The following is a 25,333-nucleotide window of genomic DNA, read 5'->3' as shown; positions in this document are numbered from 1 at the left end:
CCACGCCTCAGAGCACGTCCGGGGACACGTCCAGCACCGTGCGGTCGCGCGAGGAGACCAGGTCCAACCACGGTCCGGTGCGGGGCAGCTCGTGTCGGAAGAAGAACGCGCCCGCCGCGCGCTTGCCCTCGTAGAACGCGCCCTCGCGGCCGTGCGCCGCGACGAGCTGCTCCAACCACAGCCACGCGACCACCACGTGCCCCACCGCCTCCATGTAGGGGGTCGCGTTGGCCAGGGCCACCGCGGGATCGCCGTCCGCCCAGGCGTCGGCGGTGGACTCCGCGACCCGGTCCAGGGCCGAGGCCAGCCGGTCCGCGAACTCGGCCTCGGCGCCGCCGAGGGCGCGCGCCCGTCCGACGGTCTCCCGGGCGGTCTCCAGGAGCACCCCCAGTCGGGCCCCGCCGTCCAGGACGGCCTTGCGGCCGAGCAGGTCCAGGGCCTGGATGCCGTGCGTGCCCTCGTGGATCGCGTTGAGCCGGTTGTCCCGGTAGTGCTGCTCGACGTCGTACTCGCGCGTGTACCCGTACCCGCCGTGCACCTGGATGGCCAGGCTGTTGGCCTCCAGACACCACTGGGACGGCCAGCTCTTGACGATCGGCGTGAGCACGTCCAGGAGCAGCAGCGCGCGTTCGCGTGCCGCCTCGTCGGCGGCGCTGGCGGTCTCGTCGACCAGCCGGGCGCAGTACAGGACCAGGGCGAGGGCGCCCTCCACGTAACTCTTCTGGGCCAGCAGCATCCGGCGTACGTCGGTGTGCTCGACGATGGGCACCTGCGGCCGGGCGGGGTCCTTCTCGCCGAGCGGGCGGCCCTGGAGGCGCTCGCGCGCGTAGGCCAGGGACTTGAGGTAACCGGTGTAGCCCACGGCCGCGGCCCCCGCGCCCACGCCGATCCGGGCGCCGTTCATCATGTGGAACATGTACCTGAGGCCCTGGTGCGGCTCGCCGACCAGGTAGCCGACGGCCCCCGGGGCGCCGCCGGGGGTGTGCGCGCCCTCGCCGAAGTTGAGCAGGGCGTTGACCGTGCCCCGGTAGCCCATCTTGTGGTTGAGCCCGGCGGGGACGACGTCGTTGCGCTCCCCGATCGACCCGTCCCGCGCCACCAGGTACTTGGGCACGACGAACAGCGAGATGCCCCTGACCCCGGGCGGCCCTCCGGGGATCTTGGCCAGCACCAGGTGGACGATGTTCTCCGTCAGTTCGTGGTCGCCCCCCGAGATCCACATCTTGTTGCCGAAGATCCGGTGGGTGCCGTCCCCGGCGTCCTCCGCGCGGGTGGTGATGTCGGCCAGGGAGCTGCCCGCGTGGGGTTCGGACAGGCACATGGTTCCGGTGAACCGGCCCTCGAGCATGGGCCGGACCCAGGTGTCGACCTGCTCGGGCGTGCCGTGGGCCAGGAGCAGGCGGGCGTTGCCCGCGGTCAGGAAGGGGTAGGCGGAGGTGGCCAGGTTGGCGGCCTGGAAGTAGGTGTTGCACGCGCTGGCGACGACGTGGGGGATCTGCGCGCCGCCGACGGAGGCGTCCATGGACATCGACATCAGGCCGGTCCCGGCGTAGACCTCCAGGGCCTTGCGGACCTCGGGGATGACGTGGACGCGCTCGCCGTCGAAGCGCGGTTCGGCGGCGTCACTGGCCTTGTTGTGCGGGGCGAAGTGGTCGGTGGCCACGCGCTCGGCGAGGTCGAGCGCGGCGTCGAGGGTCTCGCGCGAGTGCTCGGCGTAGCGGGGGCGCTCGGTGAGGGACTCCGCGTCCAGCCACTCGTAGAGCAGGAACCGCACGTCTTTCGCGGACAACAGGGTGGATGCCACGGGCCGTCTCCTCAACATCGTCAACCGACTGGTCGGTATGCTATCCGCTCCGTCGGGTGGGCACGTGACCGGGGCCACCCCGGCCGGCGCCGGGTTCGGGAACGGCCTAGGCTGAGGGGATCCGACCAGTGTGAAGGAGCACCCGCCCGATGACCGACGGCCCCGACCACTCCCGCACCGTCCTGCTGCTCAACGGCCCCAACCTCAGTCTGCTGGGCACCCGCGACCCCGGGCAGTACGGCACCACCACGCTCGCCGAGGTCGAGCGGCGCGTGGTCGAGCTGGGCAGGGAACTGGGGGTGGAGGTGGTGTGCGCGCAGAGCAACAGCGAGGGCGAGATGGTCGACCGCGTCCACGCCGCCCGCCACTGGGCGGGGGTGGTCCTCAACCCCGGGGCCTACGCGCACTACAGCATCGCGCTGCGCGACGCGATCGACGCCATCGAGGCGCCGGTGGTGGAGGTGCACATCTCCAACGTCTACGCCCGCGAGGAGTTCCGGCACACCTCCGTCACCGCCCCCGTCGCGGCGGGCTACGTCGCCGGGTGCGGGGTGTTCGGCTACGAGCTGGGACTGCGGGCGGTCCTGCGGCGCGACGCCGAACGCCGCTCCCGGTAGGGACACGCCGACCCCGGACACGCGTGGCGCCCGGGCGGTGGCCGCCTCCGGCGCGCTAGCGTGGTCCCACCGTCGCGTCGAAGGAGGGACATGGTCTTCCAGTATTCGAGCGTGGTGCCCGCGCCGAGGGACGAGGTCTTCGACTGGCACACCCGGCCCGGCGCCTTCACCCGGCTCGCCCCGCCCTGGCAGCCCGTCCGACCCCTCTCCGAGGCCGCCTCGCTGCGCGACGGCACCACCGTGATCGGCCTCCCCGGCGGGCTGCGCTGGACCGCCGCCCACCTTCCCGAACGCTACGACCCGCCGCGCCGGTTCGCCGACCGGTTGGTCTCCCGGCCCCTGGCCCCGCTGCTGAGCTGGACCCACGTCCACGACTTCACCGCCGAGGGCGACGACGCCACCCTGGTGACCGACCGCGTCGCCACCACCCTGCCGGACACGCTGCTGCGGCCGGTGTTCGTCTACCGGCACACCCAGCTCGCCGACGACCTCGCCGCCCGGGCGCGCGCCCGCGCCTGGCACGACGCCCCGGTCACGGTGGCGGTCACCGGGTCGGGCGGGCTCGTGGGACGCGGCCTGTGCGCCCTGCTCACCACCGGCGGACACCGCGTGATCCGGCTGGTCCGCCGTGCGCCGGAGGCCCCGGACGAACGCCGATGGGATCCGCGGACCCCCGCCGCCGACCTGCTCGACGGGGTGGACGCGGTCGTGCACCTGGCGGGCGAGCCCCTGTTCGGACGGTTCACCGAGGCCCACCGCGCCGCCCTGCGCGACAGCCGGGTGGGTCCCACCCGCGCCCTGGCCGAGGTCGCCGCGGAGGCCGCCGACGGCCCCCGGGTGTTCGTCACCGCCTCGGCGATCGGCTACTACGGGCCCGCCCGGGGCGACGAGGTCCTCACCGAGGACAGCCCGCGCGGCGACGGCTTCCTCGCCGACCTGGTCGCCGACTGGGAGGCGGCCGCGCGTCCGGCGGCCGAGGCGGGCCTGCGCTGCGTCCAGGTGCGCACCGGCATCGTGCAGACCCCGGCCGGCGGCGTCCTGGGGTTGCAGTACCCCCTGTTCGCCGCCGGGCTGGGCGGCCGGATCGGCGACGGCCGCCAGTGGCTCTCCTGGATCGGGGCGGACGACCTCGCCGACGTCTACGTCCGCGCCGTCCTGGACGGGGAGCTGAACGGACCGGTCAACGCGGTGGCCCCGAACCCGGTTCGCGGCGCCGAGCACGCCCGGGTCCTGGCCGCGACCCTGCGCCGGCCCGCCCTGCTGCCCGTCCCCGCGTTCGGCCCGGCGCTGCTCCTGGGGCGCGAGGGGGCCGAGGAGGTGGCCCTGGCCGACCAGCGCGTGGTCCCCGAACGCCTCCGCTCCCTCGGGCACACGTTCCGCTACCCCCGCCTGGAGGGGGCGCTGGCCCACCTGTTCGGCCGCCACCGGCCCGTCTGAGCCCGGCCACGGTCAGCGCGGCCCGGGGCGCGGCCGCGCCCGCGGTGCGGATCGGACAGCGGGGTGACCGCCCCGGGCTAGGGCGCCGCCGTTCCCGAGTCCGCCTCGAACCGCACCACCACCGACTTCGACGTGGGTGTGTTGCTCACCTCGGCGGTGGAGTCCAACGGCACCAGCACGTTGGTCTCCGGATAGTAGGCCGCCGCGCACCCGCGCGCCGTCGGGTAGTGCACCACCCGGAAGTGCGGGGCGCGCCGCTCCCTGCCGTCGTGCCACTCGCCGACGATGTCGGTGTAGGCGCCGTCGGCCAACCCCAGCTCACGGGCGTCGTCGGGGTTGACCAGCACCACCCGGCGGCCGTCGTGGATGCCCCGGTACCGGTCGTCCAGGCCGTAGATCGTGGTGTTGTACTGGTCGTGCGAGCGCAGCGTCTGCAACAGCAGCCGCCCCTGCGGGACCTTGGGCGCATACCGGCCGTTGACGGTGAAGTTGGCCAGCCCCGTCTCCGTGGGGAACCTCCGGTCGTCGCGCGGGGCGTGCGGCAGGGTGAACCCGCCCGGGCGCCGCGCCCGCGCGTTGAAGTCCTCGAACCCCGGCACGACCGCCGCCACGTGGTCACGGATCCGGTCGTAGTCGGCCAGCTCCGACCACGCCACCGGACTCTCGCCGAGCACCCTCGACGCCAGGTCGCGGATGATGTCGACCTCCGAGCGCATCCCCTCCGACAACGGCGGCAGCACCCCGTGCGAGGCGTGCACCATCCCCATGGAGTCCTCGACCGTCACCCACCGGGGACGGCCGTCGCGAAGGTCACGGTCGCTGCGCGCCAGCGCGGGCAGGATCAGCGCACGCGTCCCGGTGACCACGTGCGAGCGGTTGAGCTTGGTGGACACGTGCACGGTGAGCCCCACCCGGCGCATCGCTTCCTCGGTGACCAGGGTGTCGGGGGTGGCCGCCACGAAGTTGCCGCCCATCGCGAGGAACACCCGCACCCGCCCCTCGGCCATCGCGCGGATGGAGTCGACGGTATCCCACCCGTGTTCGCGCGGCGGCTCGAACCCGAACTCCGCGCCCAGGGCGTCCAGGAACGCGTCCGTGGGACGCTCGAAGATCCCCATCGTGCGGTCGCCCTGCACGTTGGAGTGCCCCCGCACCGGGCACACCCCCGCGCCGGGCCGTCCGACGTTGCCGCGCAGCAGCAGGAAGTTGACCACCTCGCGGATGGTGGGCACCGAGTGCCTGTGCTGGGTCAGGCCCATCGCCCAGCACACCACGATCCGCTCGGACTCGGTCACCATCCGCGCGATGCGCTCGACCAGCCCCCGGTCCAGCCCCGTGGCCCGCTCCACCCGCGGCCAGAACTCCTCCTCGGGCTCGGCCAGCAGCGCGCGGGAGAACTCCTCGAACCCGTGCGTGTGCTCTGCCACGAACGCCCGGTCGAGCACCGGCTCCCCCCGCCGGTCGGCCTCCAGCAGGAGCCGGTTCACCGCCGAGAACAGCGCCAGGTCGCCGCCCAGGCGGATCTGCGCGAACAGGTCGGTGAGCTCGGTGCCGCGCCCGATCAGGCCCCGCGCCGTCTGCGGGTTGCGGAAGTCGCGCAGCCCCGCCTCCGGCAGCGGGTTGACCGTGATGATCCGCGCCCCCGACCGTTTGGCGCGCTCCAGCGCGCTGAGCATGCGGGGGTGGTTGGTGCCCGGGTTCTGACCGGCGACGATGATCAGGTCGGCCTGGTGCACGTCCGCCAGAGACACGCTCCCCTTGCCGACGCCCAGGGTCTCGGTCAGCGCCGACCCGGAGGACTCGTGGCACATGTTGGAGCAGTCGGGCAGGTTGTTGGTGCCCAGGACCCGCGCGAACAGCTGGTAGCAGAACGCCGCCTCGTTGCTGGTGCGGCCGGAGGTGTAGAAGACGGCCTCGTCGGGTGAGTCCAGACCGCGCAGCTCCTCGGCCACCAGGTCCAGGGCCCGGTCCCACGTGACCGGCTCGTAGTGGGTGGAGCCCTCGGCCAGGTACAGGGGTTCGGTGAGACGGCCCTGCTGGCCCAGCCAGTAACCGGAGCGCCCGGCCAGTTCGGCGACCGGGTGCTCGGCGAAGAAGTCGGCGGTCAGCGCTCTGGTCGTGGCCTCCTCGGCGACGGCCTTGGCGCCGTTCTCGCAGAACTCCGCCCGGTGCCGCCGCTCGGGTTCGGGCCAGGCGCACCCGGGGCAGTCGAAGCCGCGCTTCTGGTTCACGGCGAGCATGGCGGGCACCCCGCGCCGGATCCCGGCGTGCTCTCCCACCTGGCGGACGCTGTTGAGGACGGCGGGCAGACCGACCGCGCTCTTCTTGGGCGGACCCACCCGGGGGGAGTCCTGGGCGGGGTCGGGCTGTGCGGAGTGCTGGTGTGTCACACTCCGCATTGTTCCACCGGGCGCCCCCGCGTGGAACCGGGCGGGGCCACGGGCGCGTCGAACCGCGGCGGAGCCCTCGGGGGCGGCCGAACCCGGTCCGAGGCGCGGCGGAGGGGCCGGGGAGACTAGTTCACCGCGACGGGGGTCCCGTCGGTGAGCTTGACCAGCTCCGCGAAGTCGGTGGGAAAGACGGTGTGCGGCGTCCCACCGGCCGCCCACAGGCGCGGGTAGTCCTCCAGGGCGGTGTCGACCACGGTCTCGACCGGGGCCGGGTGGCCCACGGGGGCGACCCCGCCGATCGCCTGACCGGTGGCGGCGCGCACCTCCTCGGCGGTGGCGCGGCGGACGCGCTCCCGCCCGAGGCGCTCGGCCAGCAGCGCGGGGTCGACCCGGTGCCGTCCGCTGGTCATGACCAGCAGCGGATGCTCGTCGGCCATGAACACCAGGCTGTTGGCGATCGCGCCCACCTCGCAGCCCAGGGCGTCGGCGGCCTCCGCCGCGGTGCGCGCCGAGGCCGGGAGTTCGCGCACCACGCCCCGTGCTCCGGCGTGTTCCAGTGCCTCGGCCACCTGCCGGCTGCGCTCCGGGAGCCCCTCGCCCATCGTGTCCCGTCCCCTCCGCTCACGCTTTCCGCGCGGCCGAACCGACCGCGGACCCTCGTTCTACCACGCGGCCGGGGCCGCCACCCCAGGGGCACCGGTCCGGGCCGCGGTCCGCCCGGACCCCGGGCTCCGCCCCGTCCGACGGGGCGGGTCAGTCCATGGCGGCGCGGCCGTGGCGCCAGTAACCGATGAAGGAGATGTCGGGCTTGGGCACGTTCCGCTCGCGGACCAGGTGTCGGCGCAACCCGGTGGCCAGCTTGTTCTCCCCGGCCACGAAGCAGTAGGGGCGCCCCTCGGGCAGGTCGGCGGCCCTGACGGTCTCCAGTGCCAGGGCGCCGGGGACGGCGTGCGGGTCCGTGCGCGGCAGCCAGTGCATGGACACGCCCGGAGGGACGGCCAGGTCGCGGACGTCGTCCTCGGCGGGGACCTCCAGGTAGGCCCGGGCGCGCAGGTCCTCGGGGGCCTGCTCCAGAATCGACACCAGTGCGGGCACGGCGCTCTCGTCCCCGACGAGCAGCTGCCAGTCGGCGCCCTCGGAGGGCTGGTAGTAGGCGCCCTCGGCCAGGATGCCCATCTCGTCGCCGGGGCGGGCGGCACCGGCCCAGGCGGAGGCGGGACCGGCGTCGCCGTGGTCGACGAACTCCATGTCGAGTTCGCACCGTTCGGCGTCGTACCGGCGCACCGTGTAGTTGCGCACGTGCGGGCGTCTGCTCCTGGACATCGCGTAGAGCTGGACGACCCACTTGCGGTCGGCGCTCGCGGGCATGTGCAGCCGGTCCTGGCCCTCCCTCGGCAGGAAGATCCGGACGAACTGGTCCCGGCCGAGGTGGGGGAAGTCGGCCAGGTCCTCACCGCCCAGGGTCACGGTGATGAAGTGCTTGCTGGTCCGCTCCGTGCGCACGACACGGGTCCGGAGCATCGCGCGGTGGCTGGGCTGTTCGACGCGCACGGGGCCTCTCTCCTCGACGGGGGACGCGGCCGGCGTCGGCCGCATGTTATTAGGTTAGCCTAACCAACTCCTGTCGTCGATGCGAGGTGCCGCGGTCTACCCCTCGCCGGCTGGACTCCCATCCCGGCCGACCGCCAGCGGCACATGGGTCTCGGCCCAGTCGAGCAGGGGCAGGAGCAGGTCGGTGACCTCGCGTCCCGCGTCGGTGAGGCGGTACTCCACGTGCGGAGGCACGACCGGCCGCGCCCGGCGTAGCACGATCCCGTCGCCCTCCAGCGTGCGCAGGGTCTGGGCGAGCATCTTCTCGCTGATGCCGCCGATGCCGCGCAGCAGTTCGCTCCAGCGCCGGGGGCCGCCGTGCAGGGAGACCAGGACGAGGACCCCCCACTTGCTGGTGATGTCGCCCAGGAGGCGGCGCGAGGGGCAGTCGGCGGACAGAGCCCGCCCCCGCTCGGCCGTCACGGGTGTGCTCTGCGTGTCGTCGTTCATGTCTCTAACTTACCAAAAGGTGGGTACCCAACATTTGGAATGTGGCGTCGACGTGCCCGGTTGGCACAAGACAGCGACCGGGAGCGACCCGGTCCGTCCACGGAAGGAACACACCATGAGCGTCGTCGTCACCGGTGCCACCGGACACCTGGGTCGTCTCGTCGTCGAGGAACTCCTCGAACTCGGACACCCCGCGGAGGAGATCACCGCCGCCGGGCGCAGGACCGACCGGCTCGGCCCCCTCGCCGATCGAGGCGTGGCCACCACCCGCGTCGACTTCGACGACCCCGCCTCGCTCAAGGCCGCCTTCGCGGGCGCCGACGCCGTCCTGCTGGTCTCCGGCAGCGAACTCGGCAGGCGGGTGGAGCAGCACCGCAACGCGATCGAGGCCGCCCGGGAGGCCGGGGTCGGACACCTCGTCTACACCAGCGCGCCCCGGGCCACCACCACGAGCCTCGTCCTGGCCCCCGAGCACAAGGCGACCGAGGAGATCCTCGCCGCGTCGGGCCTGGAGCACACGATCCTGCGCAACGGCTGGTACCACGAGAACTACGAGCAGCAGCTGCACCAGGCGCGGGAGACCGGCGCCGTCGTGGCCAGCATCGGGGAGGGCCGCGTCGCCAGCGCCGCGCGCCGGGACTACGCCGCCGCGGCCGCCGCCGTCCTGCGTGCCCCGGCCCGGCACGCGGGCGCGGTGTACGAGCTGTCCGGCGACACCGCCTGGACCCTCGACGACCTGGCCGCCGCGGTCGGCGAGGCCCTGGGCCGCGAGGTGGTCGCCCGGAACCTCACCCCCGAGGACCACCTGGCGGCGCTGCTGGCGTCGGGCCTGGACGAGGACACGGCCCGCTTCGTCGTCGCCCTGGACGGCAACATCCGTGACGGGGAACTGGCCGACACCAGCGGTGAGCTCGCCCAGCTGATCGGTCGTCCGACCACCCCGCTGGTCGAGGCCCTGCGTGCCCTGGTCTGATCCGGTTCCGGCCCCTCCCGCCCCAGGGGGAGGGGCCTCCGGTTCGGTCGCCGCCGCCGGACCGGCCCCGCCGGCGGACCCCGGCGCCCTCCGTGCGGACACGCCGTGTTCTCTCCGGTCGAACGCCGTTCGTGTCCGTCTCGCTCGGGGAGGGCGGATCAGCCGTAAGGTCGCCTGTCTCGGTGACCATAATTGACTGTCTTGTCCATTCCTTCCCGAGTCGCATTTCACGATATCGACGGCAAATCGGGCACTTTTCTTGTCGGTGTCCCCGGTGTTCCGTGAGGTGGATCCGTGCTGAACCCGCAGTTCATCGCGGGAACAGACAGGGCCTCCCACGGCGGGAGCGCACCCGGTTCCGAATGGGTCCCGGATCAGTTTCCCAGGATTGGGACAGGCGGGCGGAGGATGTCGGTCGACGGTTCGCAGTGAATAACCACGAATCGGTTGTGCGTCGAGAGTTCGCCCTCTTAGTGTCTCCAGCGGTTCACGGAGCGCGTCTGACCAGTCACGACGGCGGGTCGGCGCGGGTGAGCCGATCACGGGCAACTCCCGGGGACTTCCCGACCGCGCGCCTCCGGCGGACCGCGCGGGACGGGCCCGCGGCCAACGACGAGGAGAAACACGGCGGATGTCGATCGACTCAGCTCCTGAGGTGCGTACCGACGAGCAGCAGAGCCTGGCCACCGCGGCGGCGCGGAACCTGGCCACCACCACCAAGTCCGCACCCCAGATGCAGGGGATCAGCTCCCGCTGGGTGCAGAAGTCGCTCCCGTGGGTGCAGACCGACGGCGGCACGTACCGCGTCAACCGGCGGCTCACCTACACCGTCGGCGACGGCCGGATCGAGTTCCACCAGACCGGCTCCGAGGTCCGGGTCATTCCGCAGGAGCTCGCCGAGCTGTCCCTCCTGCGCGGCTACGACGACGAGGAGGTCCTGAGCGCCCTGGCGGACCGGTTCGTCCAGCGCGAGTTCGAGCCCGGCGAGGTGCTCGCCCAGGAGGGCACCCCGGCTACCCACCTGTACCTGCTGGCCCACGGCAGGGTGCACAAGACCGCCCAGGGCCCCTACGGCGAGACCACGCGCCTGGGCGTCCTGGCCGACGGTGACAAGTTCGGCGAGCGGTACCTGCTCGACACCGAGCCGAACTGGGAGTTCACGGTCAAGGCCGCGACCGCCGGCACGCTGCTGGAGCTGCCGCGCGAGCAGTTCATCGCCCTGGTGGACGACTCGCCCAGCCTCCAGGCCCAGATCCACCGGGTTCAGAGCCTGCCCAAGCACCAGCAGAACAAGTACGGCGAGGCCGAGATCGCCCTGGCCTCCGGCCACAGCGGCGAGCCGGACCTGCCCGCGACCTTCGCCGACTACGAGCTCAGGCCCCGCGAGTACGAGCTGAGCGTGGCACAGACCGTCCTGCGGGTGCACAGCCGGGTCGCCGACCTCTACAACAAGCCGATGAACCAGACGGAGCAGCAGCTGCGGCTGACCATCCAGGCCCTGCGCGAGCGCCAGGAGCACGAACTCATCAACAACCGCGAGTTCGGCCTGCTGCACAACGCCGACTTCAAACAGCGGATCCAGACCCAGGACGGGCCGCCCACCCCGGACGACCTCGACGACCTCATCACCATGCGGCGCAACACGCAGTTCCTGTTCGCCCACCCCAAGGCCATCGCCGCCTTCGGCAAGGAGTGCAACAAGCGCGGCCTGCCCATCGACACCGTCGACCTCAACGGCCACCACGTGCCCGCCTGGCGCGGTGTCCCGCTCCTGCCCTGCGGCAAGATCCCGATCTCCGCGCACCAGACCTCCTCCATCATCGCCGTCCGTACCGGCGAGGACAACGAGGGCGTCATCGGCCTGCACCACACCGGCCTGCCCGACGAGGTCGAGCCCGGCCTCAACGCCCGGTTCATGGGCATCTCCGAGAAGGGCATCATCTCCTACCTGGTCAGCACCTACTTCTCCGCCGCGGTCCTGGTCCCGGACGCCCTCGGTGTCCTGGAGAACGTCGAGGTCCGGCCGCGTGACTGACCGCTCACCGCTGACAGGGAAGGAGGGCTGAGACGGTGTCACTGCTGTCCCGGATGTCCGCCTCCACCGCCACCCACCCGGCGGTCGACCTGGTGGACCTCCTGCTCCGTGACCCGAAACGGCCCGGTAGACGGGACCTGCTGGGTCCGCCGACCACCCCGGCCGGGGAGGGGGCCGCCGCGACCCGGCTGCCCGCCGGACCCACGGGGCTCGGCAGCGCGGCGGCCACGGCCCTGCTCCCCGAGCGCGTCGTCCCGGCGCCCGGCTCCGTCCCCGCGGGGGTTCCGGCGCCGTGCGGGGGCGGCGCCCGGCGCGGGGCGGTGCGGATCCCGAGCGCCCCGCCCGGACCGAGACTGCCGGGCGGCTCCGGCGACCGGGTCGAGGATCTCGCTGAGGGCAGGGCCGCGCCCCACGTCGAACCGCGTCCCCGGAAGGGCCGTCAGGACCTGGTGCTGTACTGCCCTCCGGCGGTACGGGACGACCCCGCGCTGGGCAGGGAGGTCGACCGCCGCCTGGTCGAGTGGGCCGAGGAGGTGGGGATCTACCCCGGCCAGCTCGACAAGGTCAGGAAGGCCGAGTTCGGGCGCCTGATGATGCTCGCCCATCCCGAGACCGACGACCCCGAGCGCCTGCTCGCGGCGGCCAAGTGCGGGCTGTCGGAGTGGGCGGTGGACGACCACTACGTCGACGGCGAGGTGGAGGACGCGCGCCCGGAGCTGCTCGGTCAGCGGCTGGCGATCGCCCACTCGGTCATCGACCAGGCCAACCTGCCGCTGAGGTACGCGCCCCAGCTGGAACGGGTGGTGCGCGACGACCCGGTGTGCGTCGCGCTGCGCTCGGCGATCAACAATCTGTCCACCATGGCGACGGCGTCGCAGGTGCGCCGTCTGCGCCACGAACTGGGCATCATGTTCGTCGCCTACAACCAGGAGGCGGTCTGGCAGGCCCAGGGCCAGCGCCCGCCGGTGTGGGAGTTCCTCATGCACCGGCACGAGAACAGCTTCGTCCCGTGCATGGTCCTCATCGACGCGATCGCGGGTTACGAACTGCCCTACGGAGAGTTCGCCGACCCGCGGGTCCGGCGGGTGTTCACCCTCGCGGGCAGCGCCACCGTGATCGTCAACGACCTGTACTCCATGGCCAAGGAGGACCCCGGTGACTTCAGCCTGCCCCGGCTGATCGCCGCCGAGGACGACTGCTCGCTGACCGAGGCCGTCGAGCGGACCGTGGAGATCCACGACGAACTCATGCACACCTTCGAGGCCGAGTCCTCCGCCCTGGCCGCCACCGGGTCACCGGAGCTGCGCCGGTTCCTGGCGGGCACCTGGGCCTGGCTCGGCGGCAGCCGCGAGTGGCACTCGTCGAGCGGCCGCTACCACCAGGCCGCCGCCGACTGAACGTCCGAGGGGTGTGCGCCCCTCGACCCGGTCCGGCATCCCGCCGGACCGCCCCTTCACGACAAGGAGTTCCCCCTCTATGACGTCGACCATGCCCTCCTCCGACCAGGTCCTGCGCACTGACTACCAGAAGTCCGTCGCCGCGTACTGGAACGCCGAGAAGGACCCCGTCAACATCCGTCTCGGCGAGGTCGACGGTCTCTTCCACCACCACTACGGGATCGGCGACTACGACCCGTCCGTGCTGGAGGGGCCGGAGGAGACCCGCGACGCGCGCATCATCGAGGAGATGCACCGTCTGGAGACCGCCCAGGCCGACGTGCTCCTGGACCACCTCGGGAACGTCGGCCCCGACGACAGCGTCATGGACACCGGATCCGGCCGGGGCGGCACGAGCTTCATGGCCCACCGGCGCTTCGGCTGCCACGTGGACGGCGTGAGCATCTCCCGGAAGCAGGTGGACTTCGCCAACGCCCAGGCCGAGGAGCGCGGCGTCGCCGACAAGGTGGCCTTCCACTTCCGGAATATGCTGGACACCGGTTTCGAGACGGGTTCGCTGCGGGCCAGCTGGAACAATGAGTCCACGATGTACGTGGACCTGTTCGAGCTGTTCCGCGAGCAGGCCCGACTGCTGGAGTACGGCGGCCGCTACGTCACCATCACCGGTTGCTACAACGACGTCACCGGCGGCCGCTCCAAGGCGGTGAGCCGCATCGATGAGCACTACACCTGCAACATCCACCCGCGCAGCGAGTACTTCCGGGCGATGGCGGCCAACAGCCTCGTGCCGATCAACGTCGTGGACCTGACCGACCAGACCATTCCGTACTGGGAGCTGCGGGCGAAGTCGTCGGTGGCGACCGGGGTCGAGGACCCGTTCCTGACCGCCTACAAGGAGGGCAGCTTCCACTACCTGCTCATCGCGGCCGACCGGGTGTGATCCGGAGTCGGCGCGGGCGCCCCGGCCACCGCCGGGGGCGCCCGCGCCGACCGCCCCGGGGGCCCGTCCGGGGCCACACCCGTCCCGCGCCCGTACCCGCCCACGGCCGACCACGAAGGACACTGATGACGACCACTCCCGCGACCGGGCGCACCGGCCCGTCCACCCCTGACGGCGGTCCCGACCAGCCGATCATGCTCGAACTGGTCGACGAGGCCGGGATCACGATCGGCACCGCCGAGAAACTGTCCGCGCACCGGGCGCCGGGGCGGCTGCACCGGGCCTTCTCGGTCTTCCTCCTCGACGACCGGGGACGGATGCTGCTCCAGCGCCGTGCTCTGGGCAAGTACCACTCGCCCGGCGTGTGGTCGAACACCTGCTGCGGCCATCCCTACCCGGGCGAGCCGCCGTTCGCGGCGGCGGCTCGGCGGGTCGGGGAGGAGCTGGGAGTGGCCCCCGCCCTGATGAGCGAGGCCGGAACGGTGCGCTACCGCCATCGGGACCCGGACTCGGAGCTGGTCGAGCAGGAGTACAACCACCTGTTCGTGGGGATGGTCAGCGACGCCCCCCGGCCCGACCCCGCCGAGATCGCCGAGACCGTGTTCGCCGACCCCGCCGAACTGGAGCGGATGACGGGCGAGCGGCCCTTCTCGGTGTGGTTCCCGACCGTGCTCGACGCCGTGCGCCCCGCCCTGCGCGGGCTCGCCGGCGGAACCGGCTGGTAACGGCGGGGGCGTGATGCGGGAGATCGAGACCAAGTACCGGGTGGCGGACCCCGACGCGCTCCTGGCCGCGCTCCGGGAGGCCGGGGTCACCCTGGGGGACCCGGTGCTCCAGGACGACCAGGTCTACGCCCCGGTGGGATGGGAGCCGGGGATGTCCAGGGTCGGGCGCACGTTCTGCCGTCTGCGCACCCAGGACGGACTGCACGTCTTCACCGCCAAGACGCCCGCGGCCAACCCGATGGAGCACACCGAGCACGAGACGGCCGTCGCCGACCGGGGGCAGATGCACGCGGCCGTCGTGCGGATGGGGTACGTGCCCAGTCTGCGGATCGTCAAGGAGCGTAGGGTCGGCGCGCTGCGCGACACGCTGGTCTGCGTCGACCGGGTGGAGGGTCTGGGCACCTTCCTGGAACTGGAGGTGGTCGTGGACGACGACCGCGACGGTCCCGCCGTCCAGGCGGAGTCGGACCGGTGGGCGCGCGGGCTCGGCGTGGAGTTGGAGCACACGACCGACACCTACGACATCCTCGTCCGCGCCGCCGGGAGCACCTGAGCGCGGACGGTGCCGGTCGGGGAGCCCGGGGCGGAGTCTCCGGTCCGGTCTGGACCACCCCGGTCGGGCGGGGACCCGGCGACGCGGGGAGGTGGATCGGTGCGCCAATTTTGATAACGAATAGGTAACGTGGCTGGCCGTGTGGCGTCGCCGGGTGGCGGCGGGCGTCAGTGCCCGACGGTGGGCGGGAAGTCCCGCGCCGTCGGGTTTTCCGCGTTCCGGGCCACTCTCGTGTAAACACTGATGACACACCGTGGCGAACTGGTGTGACGCATGGGCTGAAAGTAAAGCTTCGCCGCTTTTGTGTTGCTTGCCACTCTTGCGGGTTTAGGATCCCGAAAGTGAAGTTCAGCTAAAGCGTCCCTGTAGGGGTGCTAAACCCCGGATACCCACGGGGCCCGACTTCACCAAGCCCGTTCGACGGACCGGAACCGACCGCCCACGAGGCGGCCGAAGGGTCCCGTGCGGCCCGACCACCGGGCGCGCGGAGTCGTTCCGCGTCCTCCCCGGCCGAAAGGTGCGCTCCATGACCAGCGCTGACGCCGTACCCCGACAGCAGAGCATCGGCGAGACCATCGAAGGCGCCGTCGACGCCGTGTTCGACCCGATAGCGACGCTGCTCAGCGACGTCGTGTTCGCCAAGGTCCCCGTCTTCGGGGCGGAGTTCCCCTGGATCGTCGCCTGGCTCATCGCCGCCGGCGTGGTCTTCACCGTCTACCTCGGCTTCCTCCAGTTCCGGGAGCCCCTCACCGCGGTCCGGATCGCCCGCCGCGGCCTCGGCGACGGCGCTCCCGGCGAGGTGACCCACTTCCAGGCGCTCACCGCCGCCGTCTCCGGCACCGTGGGCCTGGGCAACATCGCGGGCGTGGCCATCGCGGTCACCATCGGCGGCCCCGGCGCCACGTTCTGGATGGTCCTGGCGGGTCTGCTGATGATGGCGGTCAAGTTCGCCGAGTGCACTCTGGGCGTGAAGTACCGCGAGATCGGCCCGGACGGCCAGGTCAGCGGCGGTCCCATGAAGTACCTCGCCAAGGGGCTCGCCGAGCGGGGACTGGCTCCCCTCGGCAAGGTCCTGGCCGGGATGACCGCGGCGTTCGTCCTCATCTTCGCCGTCGCCGGCGGCAACATGTTCCAGGCCAACCAGACGCTCGAACAGCTGCGCACGGTCACCGGCGGCGCGAGCGGCCCGCTCGGCGGCGGGCTGGGATCGTTCGTCTTCGGTGTGGTCCTCGCGGTCCTGGTCGGCGCCGTGGTCATCGGCGGCATCGGCAGCATCACCAAGGTCACCAGCAGGCTCGTGCCGAGCATGGCGCTGGTCTACGTGGTGGGGTGCCTGGTCGTCATCGGCGCCAACCTCCCCCTGCTGCCCGGCGCGTTCGGCCAGATTATCGACGGCGCCTTCGCTCCGACCGGTGTCGCCGGCGGTGTCATCGGCGCGATGATCATCGGCTTCCAGCGGGCGGCCTTCTCCAACGAGGCCGGGATCGGCTCCTCCCCGATCGCCCTGTCCACGGTCAAGACGGACTACCCCGCCAGCGCGGGCCTGGTCGCCATGCTGGCCCCGTTCATCGACACCGTCCTCATCTGCACCATGACCGCGGTGACCATCGTCATCGCCTCCCCGCAGTCCTGGCTGGCCGCCCGCGAGGCCGCGGCCGACGGCGCGGAGCTGCCCGGCGGTGTGAGCCTGACCTCGGACGCCTTCGCCACCGTGATGCCGTGGTTCCCCTACGTCCTCACCGTCGCGGTCGTGCTGTTCGCGCTGAGCACCGTCGTCACCTGGTGCTACTACGGCCTCAAGGGCTGGACCCACCTGTTCGGCAACGGACGGCGCAGCCAGCGCGTCTACCTGGTCGTGTACTGCGCGTTCCTGGTGGTCGGCTCGGTCCTGACCCTGGGGTCGGTCCTGAGCATGGCCGACGCCCTGGTGTTCGCGGCCGCGCTGTTCAACATCATCGGCCTGTACCTGCTGGCGCCGGTCGTCAAGAGGGAGCTGGCGCGCTTCCTGGCCCACCTGCGCGGCCAGGACGAGTCCGACGAACGGGAGAAGGAGCTCGTCGGATAGCCCCGAGGCCCCCGTCCCCCTGGAAGACGCCCGTCCGGCCTGCCCCGGGCGGGCGTCCTCGCGTTCCAGGACGCGCCCCACCCGAATGACCGCCACTCGGAGTGGTTGCTTGGAGACCCAACGTCATCACTGGAAGGCTTCGGGGTACGTCGACCCACTGGAGGAACCGCGATGAACCTGCCCCTGGCGAACCTGCCCCTGGTGAACTCGTGCAGCGCGGACGCGTGCGCGTACAACACGGACCACAACTGCCACGCCCTGGCCATCACCGTGGGCGAGACCGAGCACGCCCAGTGCGACACCTACGTCAGCGTCCCCGCGCAGGGCGGCGACCCCGTCGCCACGGGACACGTCGGCGCCTGCAAGATGTCCGACTGCCAGCACAACGTCCGACTGGAGTGCCAGGCCCCGGGCATCGCCGTCGGATACGTGGAGAACCAGGTGGACTGCCTCACCTACACGCCCGCCTGAGCCGGGGAGGCGACCGCTCAGCTCCGCGCGGAACCGCGCGGCCCGCCGAGGGTGGAGGCACGGGGGACGAAGCCCAGCTCCAACTCCCGGAAGGTGCCCTCCGGCGCGCGGTCCGCCAGGATGTCCAGGAGCAGTCGCCCGCAGGCCGCACCGGCCTCCTCGCCCCTGGGGTCGACCGCCGTGACCGGAGGGTCCATCGTCCGCAGGGCCGAGGAGTCCACGCAGGAGGCCAGGAGGAAGTCCTCACCGACACGCAGTCCGCGCGAGGCCAGGCTCGGGGCGACGGCCGCCGCCACCCCGTCCGAGGCGCACACGAGGGCGTCCACGTCGGGGTCGGCGTCCAACAGCGTCGCGACTTCGCGTCGCAACGCCTCCGGCTCCGTGCCGAAGGCGACGGTCGCCACGGTGGCGTGGTAACGGTGCGCCCGGCACCAGGCGTGGTAGGCCGACTCGATCGAGCGGGCCCAGTCGGAGTCGGTGGCCGAGGCCAGCAGCGCGATCCTGCGTGCACCGTGGTCACGTAGGTGGTCGAGGAGTCGGCCGGCCTGTCTGCCGTGGTCGGACCAGACCACGCCGGTCGGCCGTGCCCCGGCCATCCGCTCGCACGTGACCACGGGCAGACCCGACGACACCAGACGCGAGGCCATGGGGTCGCTGTGCACCGGATCGCAGAGGATGAGACCGTCCGCCCGGGGGAGCTGCGCCCTCCGCGTGTGGTGGGCGGACACCATCAGGGTCACGTCGTACTCGGAGACGGCCACGGTGTCCAGGACGCCGTGGACGAAGGCCAGGTAGTACTCCGAGCGGACGAGCACCTGGGGGATGTACAGGCCGATGGCGCCCGTGGTGGAGGTGCGCAGTGAGCGTGCCGAGCGGTTGGTGGCGTACCCCAGGCGGCGGGCCGCCGCGACGACGCTCTCCCGGGTCGCCTCCGACACGCGCCCCCGGCCCCGGAGGGCGTCGGACGCCGTGGTCTTGGAGACGCCCGCGGCACGGGCGACGTCGACGATCGTGACCGCGCTCAAGGATGTCGGTCCCTTCTGCGTGTGGACTCCATGATGCCTCGCAAGCCAGGGTAGGACCAGCGCCCCGTCCGCCGCCCACCCCGTCCGGGCGGACCGCCGACCGCGGGGCCGGTCCGGACGGGGTGGGCGGGCACCGGTCAGAACACCTGCCAGGAGGAGGCCGTGGCCGTACAGGGCGTGCCCTCGTGGAACCACAGCACCCCCGCCTCCAGATCCAGCGCCGCGGTCAGCAGGGTCTGCCACCGCCGGTGGAAGGGCAGGGCCGGATCGGCGTGGCAGCACAGCGGGGCGCCGTCCTCGGCGTGGGCGGTGATGCCCAGGGCGCGCTCGGGGACGCCGGGGGCCGCGAGCCGTTCGCGGTTCCCGTCCAGCAGGTCGAGCCTGGGATAGCTGTCGGAGGTCGGCGGCGCCATCTCCCCCCGTGCCAACTCCAGGTCGAGGAAGTGGTTGGTGTGCGTCAGCGACCCGTTCCGCGGCCGGATCACCGCCGACCCGCCCGCGCTGAGCTCCACGCACGCGGCGTCGCCCGCCCCGTCGCGGTGGGAGACGAGCGTCAGCACGGTCGACGCGGACACCCGAGCCGAGCACGCGATCGCGACCGCCTCGTCCAGGTCGCGCGCCCGGTCCAGGACCTCGCGCGCCACCGCGTGCACCGGGACGCCGACGCCGTCCCCGTCCGCGGCGTGGTGGAGGATGTTGAAGTGCACCCCCAGGCCCGCTCCGTTGAGGCCGATCTTGCCGAGCATCCCGAACTCGGAGAAGTAGCGGACCCGCGTTCCGTCCTCGGTGACGTGGCGGACCACCTGGGTGTCGGGGTTGGACTCGTCGTGCCAGTCCCATGTCTGCAGGGTGATCGGCGCGCCTCGCGGGGGCAGCACGACGGAGGTCGAGCACTCCCCCTCGCCGGTGGCGCCCACGGTGGCGAGGATCTCGGTGCGGGCGTTGAGCATCCCCAGCTCCCACGGGGGACGCCCCGAGCCCTCGGCGAGGCCGCGCAGTTCCGAGCCCAGGTCGGGCGACCAGCGGTCGACGGCCTCGACCGCGGCGTCGCCCAGGCCGGGCAGGTCGTCGGGACGCACCCCCACCGCCTCGAAGAGGCGCCGGTAGAAGCGCACGTTGAGGGCGATGCCGTCGGCGCCCGCGGCGCCGACGATTTTCCCCCTCGCCCAGGGGTCCGGTGTGTCGGCGGTGAGCCGTCTGACCGTCATCGGACGGCGCTCAGCACGGCGTCCCAGGCCACCTCGGAGGCGACGGTGGCCAGGGCGACGGAGTTCACCGAGTTCTCCCCGAGCGGGGGCGCACCCGCGGCGGGCAGGTCCACCTCGTCGGTGGTGAGCGCGAACAGGGTGTCCCCGTCGTGGTTGGTGTGGAAGGGCTGGATGGCCCGGTGCATGGAACTGTGCACCTGGCGGCCGAACAGCCGCAGGTCCTTGGCGCCCAGCCGCACGTTGGTCACCACCACGGTCACCGTGGTGTTGCCCGCTGCGGTCGTGGGGGCCACCCCCTCGGCCAGTGCCCGGGCGTAGTCGTCCCGGGGGTGGCGTCGGGTTCCCGTGGCGGGGTCGTAGTTGCCGCGCACGACGGCGCCGTCGCGGTCGACGACGACGCCGACGGGGTTGACCACGGTCACCACCAGGATCCTGATCTCGCCCAGGCGGCGGAACGCGGCGCCCTGTCCGGAGAACTCGCAGCGCGCGGCGGCGATCTTGCCGGCGGAGGCGCTGACCCCGGCGCCCGCGCGGCCCACCGCGACGGAGTCGGGCCGGGCTGCGAGCAGGGCCGCGCGCCCCAGCGCGGCGTCGGGCACCACCGCGTTGGGTCTGGCGCCCAGGTCGTAGACGACGGCCCCCGCGACGGCGCGCAGGTCCCGCCAGCCGACGCGGTTGCCGGTGCGCAGGAGCAGCTCCTGCTGCACCCCGGCGGCGGCGGCCAACCCGTAGGAGGAGCCGCCCGCGACGCACACGGCGTGGTTGAACTCCTCGTAGCGGCCGACGATGCCGATCGCGCCGCCGCGCGCGTCCACGCTGGTGCGGGCGCCGGCGGGCACGGAGACGACGGTCGCCCCGGTCGGTCCCTCGGCGTACTCGGCCGTGCCCACCTCCACTCCGGGGAAGTCGAAGCCGACCGTCCCGGAGCCGTCGCCGTGGACCGGGACGAGGCGGTCGAAGTCGTCGTTGCCCGGTCCCGGTTCCCAGTCGGGGATCGGAACCGGTCGCGGTGACAGGGTGCTCACTACTGCTCCTGGGACTCGTCGGTGCGGTGGGGGAGGACGCTGCTGAGCACGGCGTCCCACGCCGCCTCGGCGGCGATGCTGCCGACGGCGACGGACCGGGGCACGTCGTCGGCGCCGCGCCCCAGGTCGATCTCGTCGGTGGTGAGCGCGAACAGGGTGTCCCCGTCGTGCTCGGTGTGGAAGGGGACGATCGCGCGGTGCATGGAACCGTGGACCTGGCGTGCGAAGTGGTCGAGTTCCCGGTCGTCGAGGGCGGCGTTGGTGACCACGACGGTGAGCGTGGTGTTGCCGTGCTCGGCTCGCGGGACCGCGGCGGCGTCCAACGCCGCTGCGTAGTCGCGGTCCAGGTGGCGTCGGGTTCCCGTGGCGGGGTCGTAGTTGCCGCGCACGACGGCGCCGTCGCGGTCGACGACGACGCCGAGGGGGTTGACCACGGTCACCACCAGCACGCGGATATCGCCCGCGCGACGGAAGGCCGCCCCCTGGCCCGCGAACTCACAGCGAGACCAGTCCACCTTGCCCGCCGAGGCGGAGGATCCGGCGCCCACACGACCCACCGGAACGGAGCCGTGCGACGCGGCGCGTACCGCCTCCCTGCCCAGGCGTGCGTCGGGGACCACGCAGTTGTCACGGGCGGAGAAGTCGTAGATGACCGCGGTGGAGACCAGACGCAGGTACTCGACGCCGGTGCGGTTCCCCGCTCGCGCCAGCAGTTCCGCCGCCACCCCGGATCCGGCCCCGAGGCCGTAGACCGACCCCCCGGTCAGGCACACGGCGTGCGCCAGGTACTCGAATCCGCTGCTGAGGCCGATGGCGCCGCCCCGGGCGTCGATGGCCATGCGCGCCCCGGCGGGGACGTGGACGACGGTGGTCCCGGTGGGCCCCTCCGGGTAGGTGGCGACGCCGACCTCGACCCCGGGGAAGTCGTAGTCGACGCGCCCGTGCGGACGGCCCGGTCCTGGGCTCGGTGACAGGTCGGCGTTGCCGGGCCGGTCCCCCCAGGAGGGGACGCCGGTCAGCCGGGGCGCCTCCGCAGGCGGTTCGGGGCGGGTGTTCACGTGGCCTCCAGGAGTCGGCGCGAGTAGGGGTGACGGGGAACGTCGTAGAAGACCGACGTGGGTGCGGTCTCCACGATCTCGCCGCGGAGCATGACCGCGACGCGGTGGGCGACGTAGCGTACGGCCGCCAGGTCGTGGGAGATGAACAGGGAACCGAAGCCGTGCAGCTCCTGCAGGTCCCGGATCAGGTTGAGGATCTGAGCCTGGACCGAGACGTCGAGGGCGCTGACCGCCTCGTCGAAGACGATGAAGCGCGGTTCGGTGATCAGGGCGCGTGCGATGGCCACTCGCTGCCGCTGGCCTCCGGACAGTTCGTGCGGGTGGCGCGCGTCGAGGTCTGGTGGCAGGCCGACCTGTTCGAGCATGCGCCGGACGGCGTCGCGGTGAGCGTTGGGGGAACGGCCGTCGCGGGCGGCGAGCGGTTCGGCGACCGTCGCCCCCACGCGGAGCCGCGGGTTCAGCGACCAGTGCGGGTTCTGCAGGACCGCCTGGATCGCCCCCGGCCTGCGGCGCGCGCGGCGCAGCGGCTCGCCGAGGAAGGTCACCGTCCCCGAGGTGGGGCGGCGCAGGCCCAGGGCGACGGCCCCGGTCGTGCTCTTCCCGGAGCCGGACTCGCCGACCAGACCGAGGGTCTCGCCTGCGGCGACGTGCAGGTCCACGCCGCGCATGGCGCGCAGGACGCGGCGGGCGCGTCCCCGGCCCGAGGTGAAGACGGCATCGACGTCGCGTAGCTCGACCACGTTCTCCGGTGTGCTCACGATGCCGCCTTCACGTCGGACGGTACGGTGGTCTCGGTCTCGGGACGCAGGCACAGGACCGTGCGGCCGTCGACGGTCAGGGGGAGGGGCCGGTGCCCCTCGCAGTCGGCGACCGCGCGCGGACACCTCGGGGCGAAGGCGCACCCCGGGGCGCCCGCGACCAGGGTGGGCGGACCGCCCACGATGGCGGGCAGGCGCCGTCCCGGGACGGCGTGGGCGGGGTCCGACCGGGACAGCGCGCGGGTGTAGGGGTGCCTCGGGTCGTCGAGGACGGCGCGGGTGCTCCCGTCCTCGACGACCCGGCCCCCGTACATGACCGCGGTGCGGTCGCACCAGCGGCCGACGGCCCTCAGGTCGTGGCTGAGCCACAGGACGCTGGTGCCCTCGCTCTCGGCCAGGTCCATCACCAAGCCGGTGACCTCCTCCCTGGACTGGGCGTCCAGGGCGGCGGTGGGCTCGTCCGCGACCAGCAGGCGGGGGGCGGCGGCCATCACCGTGGCGATGACGATCCGCTGCGCCATGCCGCCGGAGATCTCGTGCGGGTACAGGCGCAGCACCCGGTCGGGGCGGTCGATGCGGACCCGCTCCAGTAGGTCGGCCGGGTTCCCGTCCTCGCCCGCCGACCCGCGCAGGGCGAGCCGCATCTGGCGTCCGACGCGCAGCGTGGGATCGAGCGCCCCGACCGGGTCCTGCGGGACGAAGCCGAGAACCTCCCGCCGCAGGGCCCGCAGATCCCCCGGCCTGAGGGAGAGCACGTCGCGACCGTCGACGGTGATGGTCCCGCCGACGCGCGCGCCGGCCGGAAGGAGCCTGCCGACGAGGAGCCCGAGCGTGGACTTGCCGGATCCGCTCTCTCCGACCAGGCCGACCCGCTCGCCCGGGGCGATCGTCAGATTCGCCCCGTCCAGGGCGCGGGTGGCGCCGTGGCGCGTGGTGTAGTCGACGGTCGCGCCGTCGACGCGTAGCAGGTGGTTCACAACGACCTCGCCTTCCGGGGTTCGAAGCGGTCCCGCAGGCTGTCACCGATGACGTTGATGGCCACGATGGCCAGGACCAGGATGACGCTGGGGGCGAGGAGCGCCCACGGCGCCTTGACCATGTAGACGGTGCCCTCCTGGATGAGCAGTCCGAGGGAGGAGGCGGGGAGCTGGACCCCGTACCCCAGGAAACTCAGACCGCCCTCCACCAGGATGGCGACGGACAGGGCGTAGGTGGTCTGCACGGCCACCGTTCCCGAGACGTTGGTCAGCACGTGCCTGACCATGATCCGCGGGGCGCTCACGCCGCTGATGCGGGCGGCGGTCACGTAGTCGCGCACGCACACCAGCCGGGCGGCCGCGCCCACCATCCGGGTCATGAGCGGCACGGTCACCAGCACGATGCTCACGAGCGCCGCCGTCCGACCCGGTCCCACCACCGACGCGACCAGGATGGCCAGGATGATGGCGGGGAAGGCGTACAGGACGTCGCCGATCCGCATGACCACGCCGTTGACCGCACCTCCGTGGTAACCGGCGACGATGCCGCCCGCGGTGCTGATGACCGCGGTGCACAGCACCGCGACGGCGGAGACCACCAGGGTGGTGCCCACGCCCTCGATCACCCGGGGCAGCAGGGAGCGTCCCAGGCTGTCGGTGCCCAGCGGGTACTCCGCCGAGGGCGGCGCCAGCCGGGGGCCGACGATGGCGGTGGGGTCGCCGCCCACGCCCGCCAGAGGTCCCGCGACGGCCGCCAGGGTGAGCAGCGCGAGCACTCCCGCGCAGGTCAGGGTCAGGGCATCGAAGGAGGCGAGGGCGCCGCGGACCGGGTTCCGGGGTCGGGTGGTGCTTTCGGTGGCGGTGTCCTTCATCGGCTCCTCCCGGAGACGGCCACCCTGGGGTCGAGCAGGCCGGTCACGACGTCGACGATCAGGCTCATGAGCACGAACACGGTGGTGGCGAGCAGGACGCAGGTCTGGATGACCGGGTAGTCGCGTCGCCCCAGGCCCTGCACCAGGTAGGAGCCGAGGCCGGAGACGTCGAAGACGCTCTCGACGATGACCGCCCCGCCCAGGAGCATGGCGGTGATGGTCCCGGTCAGGGTGAGCACCGGGACGGCGGCGTTGCGCAGCACGTGGTGGGTGATGATGAACAGCCGGGTCTCCCCCCGGGCCACGGCGGCCGAGACGTGCGGTTCGACCAGGACGTTGAGCACCGCGTCGCGGGTGGCGCGGGCGGTGGCCGCGATGGTGAACACCGCCAGGACCAGTGACGGCGGCAGGAGCGCCAGGAGCGTTCCCCCGAGGTCCTGCGCGGGCGCGCCGACGGCGCCGACGCTCGGCCCCAGCGGGAGGCTGGAGAGGGCGAAGACCACGACCGCGGCCAGGACGTAGTCGGGGACGCTGACGCCCAGGCTGCTGACCAGCCGTCCCGCCGCCGTGGAGCGGGTGGTTCCGGTCCGTGTCCCGGCCAGGATGCCCAGGGGGACGCCGATGACGACCGTCCAGACCACGGCCATCGCGGTGAGCAGGGCGGTGACGGGCAGACGGGCGGCGAGTTCCCCGGCGACGGGCTGCCCGCTGGCCAGGGAGTGGCCGAAGTTGCCCGTCACCGCTTGGCCGAGCCAGAGCAGGTACTGCTCGCCCACGGTGCGGTCGAAGCCGAACTCCGTCCGCAACGCCTCCCGTTCCTGCGCGGAGGCGAGCGGACCGAGGACGATCTGCGCGTAGTCCCCGGGCAGGAACCGCACGGCCGCGAAGATCAGCGCGGAGGCGCCGACCAGGACCACGGCCGCGCCGAGCAGCCTGCCGGGGAGCCAGGTGAGGATCCGCATG

23 protein-coding genes are annotated in these 25,333 nt (G+C 72.8%); 10 read left to right on the top strand and 13 right to left on the bottom strand.

Annotated elements, in window-relative coordinates; translation table 11 throughout:
- Window positions 1-7: 7 nt before the first annotated feature.
- Window positions 8-1,804 carry an acyl-CoA dehydrogenase gene (locus tag DVR05_RS23455; protein WP_116248074.1) on the bottom strand — a complete coding sequence of 599 codons (1,797 nt, stop codon included), beginning with the start codon at window positions 1,802-1,804 and terminating at the stop codon, window positions 8-10.
- A gap of 149 nt (window positions 1,805-1,953) precedes the next feature.
- Here DVR05_RS23455 and aroQ point away from each other — a divergent pair, with 149 nt between their 5' ends.
- A complete protein-coding gene (gene aroQ / locus DVR05_RS23450; protein ID WP_116248073.1) occupies window positions 1,954-2,421 on the top strand; it encodes a type II 3-dehydroquinate dehydratase in 468 nt (155 codons plus the stop codon).
- 90 nt (window positions 2,422-2,511) lie between these two features.
- Window positions 2,512-3,858 (top strand): TIGR01777 family oxidoreductase, encoded by a 1,347-nt coding sequence (locus tag DVR05_RS23445; protein ID WP_116248072.1) that lies wholly within the window; start codon window positions 2,512-2,514, stop codon window positions 3,856-3,858.
- A gap of 77 nt (window positions 3,859-3,935) precedes the next feature.
- Here DVR05_RS23445 and DVR05_RS23440 read toward each other — a convergent pair whose 3' ends face one another.
- The 4 genes from DVR05_RS23440 to DVR05_RS23425 form a co-directional block, all read right to left on the bottom strand.
- The gene (locus tag DVR05_RS23440) at window positions 3,936-6,257 is read right to left on the bottom strand and encodes an FdhF/YdeP family oxidoreductase (protein ID WP_116248071.1); all 2,322 of its coding nucleotides are present in this window, start codon (window positions 6,255-6,257) and stop codon (window positions 3,936-3,938) included.
- A gap of 116 nt (window positions 6,258-6,373) precedes the next feature.
- Window positions 6,374-6,850 carry a YbaK/EbsC family protein gene (locus DVR05_RS23435; protein WP_116248070.1) on the bottom strand — a complete coding sequence of 159 codons (477 nt, stop codon included), beginning with the start codon at window positions 6,848-6,850 and terminating at the stop codon, window positions 6,374-6,376.
- Window positions 6,851-7,001: 151 nt separating this feature from the next.
- Window positions 7,002-7,799 carry a siderophore-interacting protein gene (locus DVR05_RS23430; protein ID WP_116248069.1) on the bottom strand — a complete coding sequence of 266 codons (798 nt, stop codon included), beginning with the start codon at window positions 7,797-7,799 and terminating at the stop codon, window positions 7,002-7,004.
- 96 nt (window positions 7,800-7,895) lie between these two features.
- On the bottom strand, window positions 7,896-8,288 hold the full coding sequence (locus tag DVR05_RS23425; protein WP_116248068.1) for a helix-turn-helix domain-containing protein: 393 nt from the start codon (window positions 8,286-8,288) through the stop codon (window positions 7,896-7,898).
- A 115-nt stretch (window positions 8,289-8,403) separates the two neighbouring features.
- Between DVR05_RS23425 and DVR05_RS23420 the strand changes: the two genes are divergently transcribed.
- The 8 genes from DVR05_RS23420 to DVR05_RS23385 all read left to right on the top strand — a co-directional run bounded on the left by DVR05_RS23420 (window position 8,404) and on the right by DVR05_RS23385 (window position 17,447).
- Complete coding sequence (locus DVR05_RS23420) at window positions 8,404-9,261, top strand: SDR family oxidoreductase (protein ID WP_116248067.1); 858 nt, start codon at window positions 8,404-8,406, stop codon at window positions 9,259-9,261.
- Window positions 9,262-9,892: 631 nt separating this feature from the next.
- Complete coding sequence (locus tag DVR05_RS23415; protein WP_116248066.1) at window positions 9,893-11,296, top strand: family 2B encapsulin nanocompartment shell protein; 1,404 nt, start codon at window positions 9,893-9,895, stop codon at window positions 11,294-11,296.
- 35 nt (window positions 11,297-11,331) lie between these two features.
- Window positions 11,332-12,693 carry a family 2 encapsulin nanocompartment cargo protein terpene cyclase gene (locus DVR05_RS23410; RefSeq protein ID WP_116248065.1) on the top strand — a complete coding sequence of 454 codons (1,362 nt, stop codon included), beginning with the start codon at window positions 11,332-11,334 and terminating at the stop codon, window positions 12,691-12,693.
- A gap of 79 nt (window positions 12,694-12,772) precedes the next feature.
- Complete coding sequence (locus tag DVR05_RS23405) at window positions 12,773-13,633, top strand: geranyl diphosphate 2-C-methyltransferase (protein WP_116248064.1); 861 nt, start codon at window positions 12,773-12,775, stop codon at window positions 13,631-13,633.
- A 125-nt stretch (window positions 13,634-13,758) separates the two neighbouring features.
- A complete protein-coding gene (gene idi, locus DVR05_RS23400; protein ID WP_116248063.1) occupies window positions 13,759-14,358 on the top strand; it encodes an isopentenyl-diphosphate Delta-isomerase in 600 nt (199 codons plus the stop codon).
- 13 nt (window positions 14,359-14,371) lie between these two features.
- Window positions 14,372-14,911: a class IV adenylate cyclase gene (locus tag DVR05_RS23395; protein WP_116248062.1), complete on the top strand. Its 540-nt coding sequence runs from the start codon at window positions 14,372-14,374 to the stop codon at window positions 14,909-14,911.
- A 526-nt stretch (window positions 14,912-15,437) separates the two neighbouring features.
- Window positions 15,438-16,976, top strand: a complete 1,539-nt coding sequence (locus DVR05_RS23390) for a sodium:alanine symporter family protein (protein WP_116248061.1) — start codon at window positions 15,438-15,440, stop codon at window positions 16,974-16,976.
- Between the two features lie 171 nt (window positions 16,977-17,147).
- A complete protein-coding gene (locus tag DVR05_RS23385; RefSeq protein ID WP_116248060.1) occupies window positions 17,148-17,447 on the top strand; it encodes a DUF1540 domain-containing protein in 300 nt (99 codons plus the stop codon).
- Between the two features lie 17 nt (window positions 17,448-17,464).
- Here DVR05_RS23385 and DVR05_RS23380 read toward each other — a convergent pair whose 3' ends face one another.
- The 8 genes from DVR05_RS23380 to DVR05_RS23345 all read right to left on the bottom strand — a co-directional run bounded on the left by DVR05_RS23380 (window position 17,465) and on the right by DVR05_RS23345 (window position 25,332).
- Window positions 17,465-18,472: a LacI family DNA-binding transcriptional regulator gene (locus DVR05_RS23380; protein ID WP_198659315.1), complete on the bottom strand. Its 1,008-nt coding sequence runs from the start codon at window positions 18,470-18,472 to the stop codon at window positions 17,465-17,467.
- 137 nt (window positions 18,473-18,609) lie between these two features.
- Window positions 18,610-19,680, bottom strand: a complete 1,071-nt coding sequence (locus DVR05_RS23375; RefSeq protein WP_116248059.1) for a C45 family peptidase — start codon at window positions 19,678-19,680, stop codon at window positions 18,610-18,612.
- Complete coding sequence (locus tag DVR05_RS23370) at window positions 19,677-20,705, bottom strand: P1 family peptidase (RefSeq protein ID WP_116248058.1); 1,029 nt, start codon at window positions 20,703-20,705, stop codon at window positions 19,677-19,679. The genes DVR05_RS23375 and DVR05_RS23370 overlap by 4 nt, the downstream gene beginning before the upstream one ends.
- A complete protein-coding gene (locus tag DVR05_RS23365) occupies window positions 20,705-21,763 on the bottom strand; it encodes a P1 family peptidase (RefSeq protein ID WP_116248057.1) in 1,059 nt (352 codons plus the stop codon). The genes DVR05_RS23370 and DVR05_RS23365 overlap by 1 nt, the downstream gene beginning before the upstream one ends.
- Window positions 21,760-22,521, bottom strand: coding sequence for an ATP-binding cassette domain-containing protein (locus tag DVR05_RS23360; protein WP_116248056.1), 762 nt, complete (start codon window positions 22,519-22,521; stop codon window positions 21,760-21,762). Before DVR05_RS23360 ends, DVR05_RS23365 begins: the two co-directional genes overlap by 4 nt.
- Window positions 22,518-23,498 (bottom strand): ABC transporter ATP-binding protein, encoded by a 981-nt coding sequence (locus DVR05_RS23355; RefSeq protein ID WP_116248055.1) that lies wholly within the window; start codon window positions 23,496-23,498, stop codon window positions 22,518-22,520. The genes DVR05_RS23360 and DVR05_RS23355 overlap by 4 nt, the downstream gene beginning before the upstream one ends.
- Window positions 23,495-24,370, bottom strand: coding sequence for an ABC transporter permease (locus tag DVR05_RS23350; RefSeq protein ID WP_116248054.1), 876 nt, complete (start codon window positions 24,368-24,370; stop codon window positions 23,495-23,497). The genes DVR05_RS23355 and DVR05_RS23350 overlap by 4 nt, the downstream gene beginning before the upstream one ends.
- Window positions 24,367-25,332 (bottom strand): ABC transporter permease, encoded by a 966-nt coding sequence (locus DVR05_RS23345; protein ID WP_116248053.1) that lies wholly within the window; start codon window positions 25,330-25,332, stop codon window positions 24,367-24,369. Before DVR05_RS23345 ends, DVR05_RS23350 begins: the two co-directional genes overlap by 4 nt.
- Between the last annotated feature and the right edge of the window lies 1 nt (window position 25,333).

Source organism: Nocardiopsis sp. FIRDI 009, assembly GCF_003386285.1.
Classification (GTDB): Bacteria; Actinomycetota; Actinomycetes; order Streptosporangiales; family Streptosporangiaceae; genus Nocardiopsis.
The sequence above is the reverse complement of the archived record's forward strand: the minus strand, read 5'-3'. Positions and strand labels throughout refer to the sequence as shown.

Excerpts from the sequence above, each read along its gene's own strand:
- aroQ (WP_116248073.1), top strand. The coding sequence starts at position 1,954 with ATGACCGACGGCCCCGACCACTCCCGCACCGTCCTGCTGCTCAACGGC.
- DVR05_RS23445 (WP_116248072.1), top strand. The coding sequence starts at position 2,512 with ATGGTCTTCCAGTATTCGAGCGTGGTGCCCGCGCCGAGGGACGAGGTC.
- DVR05_RS23440 (WP_116248071.1), bottom strand. The coding sequence starts at position 6,257 with ATGCGGAGTGTGACACACCAGCACTCCGCACAGCCCGACCCCGCCCAG.
- DVR05_RS23435 (WP_116248070.1), bottom strand. The coding sequence starts at position 6,850 with ATGGGCGAGGGGCTCCCGGAGCGCAGCCGGCAGGTGGCCGAGGCACTG.
- DVR05_RS23425 (WP_116248068.1), bottom strand. The coding sequence starts at position 8,288 with ATGAACGACGACACGCAGAGCACACCCGTGACGGCCGAGCGGGGGCGG.
- DVR05_RS23420 (WP_116248067.1), top strand. The coding sequence starts at position 8,404 with ATGAGCGTCGTCGTCACCGGTGCCACCGGACACCTGGGTCGTCTCGTC.
- DVR05_RS23415 (WP_116248066.1), top strand. The coding sequence starts at position 9,893 with ATGTCGATCGACTCAGCTCCTGAGGTGCGTACCGACGAGCAGCAGAGC.
- DVR05_RS23405 (WP_116248064.1), top strand. The coding sequence starts at position 12,773 with ATGACGTCGACCATGCCCTCCTCCGACCAGGTCCTGCGCACTGACTAC.
- idi (WP_116248063.1), top strand. The coding sequence starts at position 13,759 with ATGACGACCACTCCCGCGACCGGGCGCACCGGCCCGTCCACCCCTGAC.
- DVR05_RS23395 (WP_116248062.1), top strand. The coding sequence starts at position 14,372 with ATGCGGGAGATCGAGACCAAGTACCGGGTGGCGGACCCCGACGCGCTC.
- DVR05_RS23390 (WP_116248061.1), top strand. The coding sequence starts at position 15,438 with ATGACCAGCGCTGACGCCGTACCCCGACAGCAGAGCATCGGCGAGACC.
- DVR05_RS23385 (WP_116248060.1), top strand. The coding sequence starts at position 17,148 with ATGAACCTGCCCCTGGCGAACCTGCCCCTGGTGAACTCGTGCAGCGCG.
- DVR05_RS23375 (WP_116248059.1), bottom strand. The coding sequence starts at position 19,680 with ATGACGGTCAGACGGCTCACCGCCGACACACCGGACCCCTGGGCGAGG.
- DVR05_RS23350 (WP_116248054.1), bottom strand. The coding sequence starts at position 24,370 with ATGAAGGACACCGCCACCGAAAGCACCACCCGACCCCGGAACCCGGTC.
- DVR05_RS23345 (WP_116248053.1), bottom strand. The coding sequence starts at position 25,332 with ATGCGGATCCTCACCTGGCTCCCCGGCAGGCTGCTCGGCGCGGCCGTG.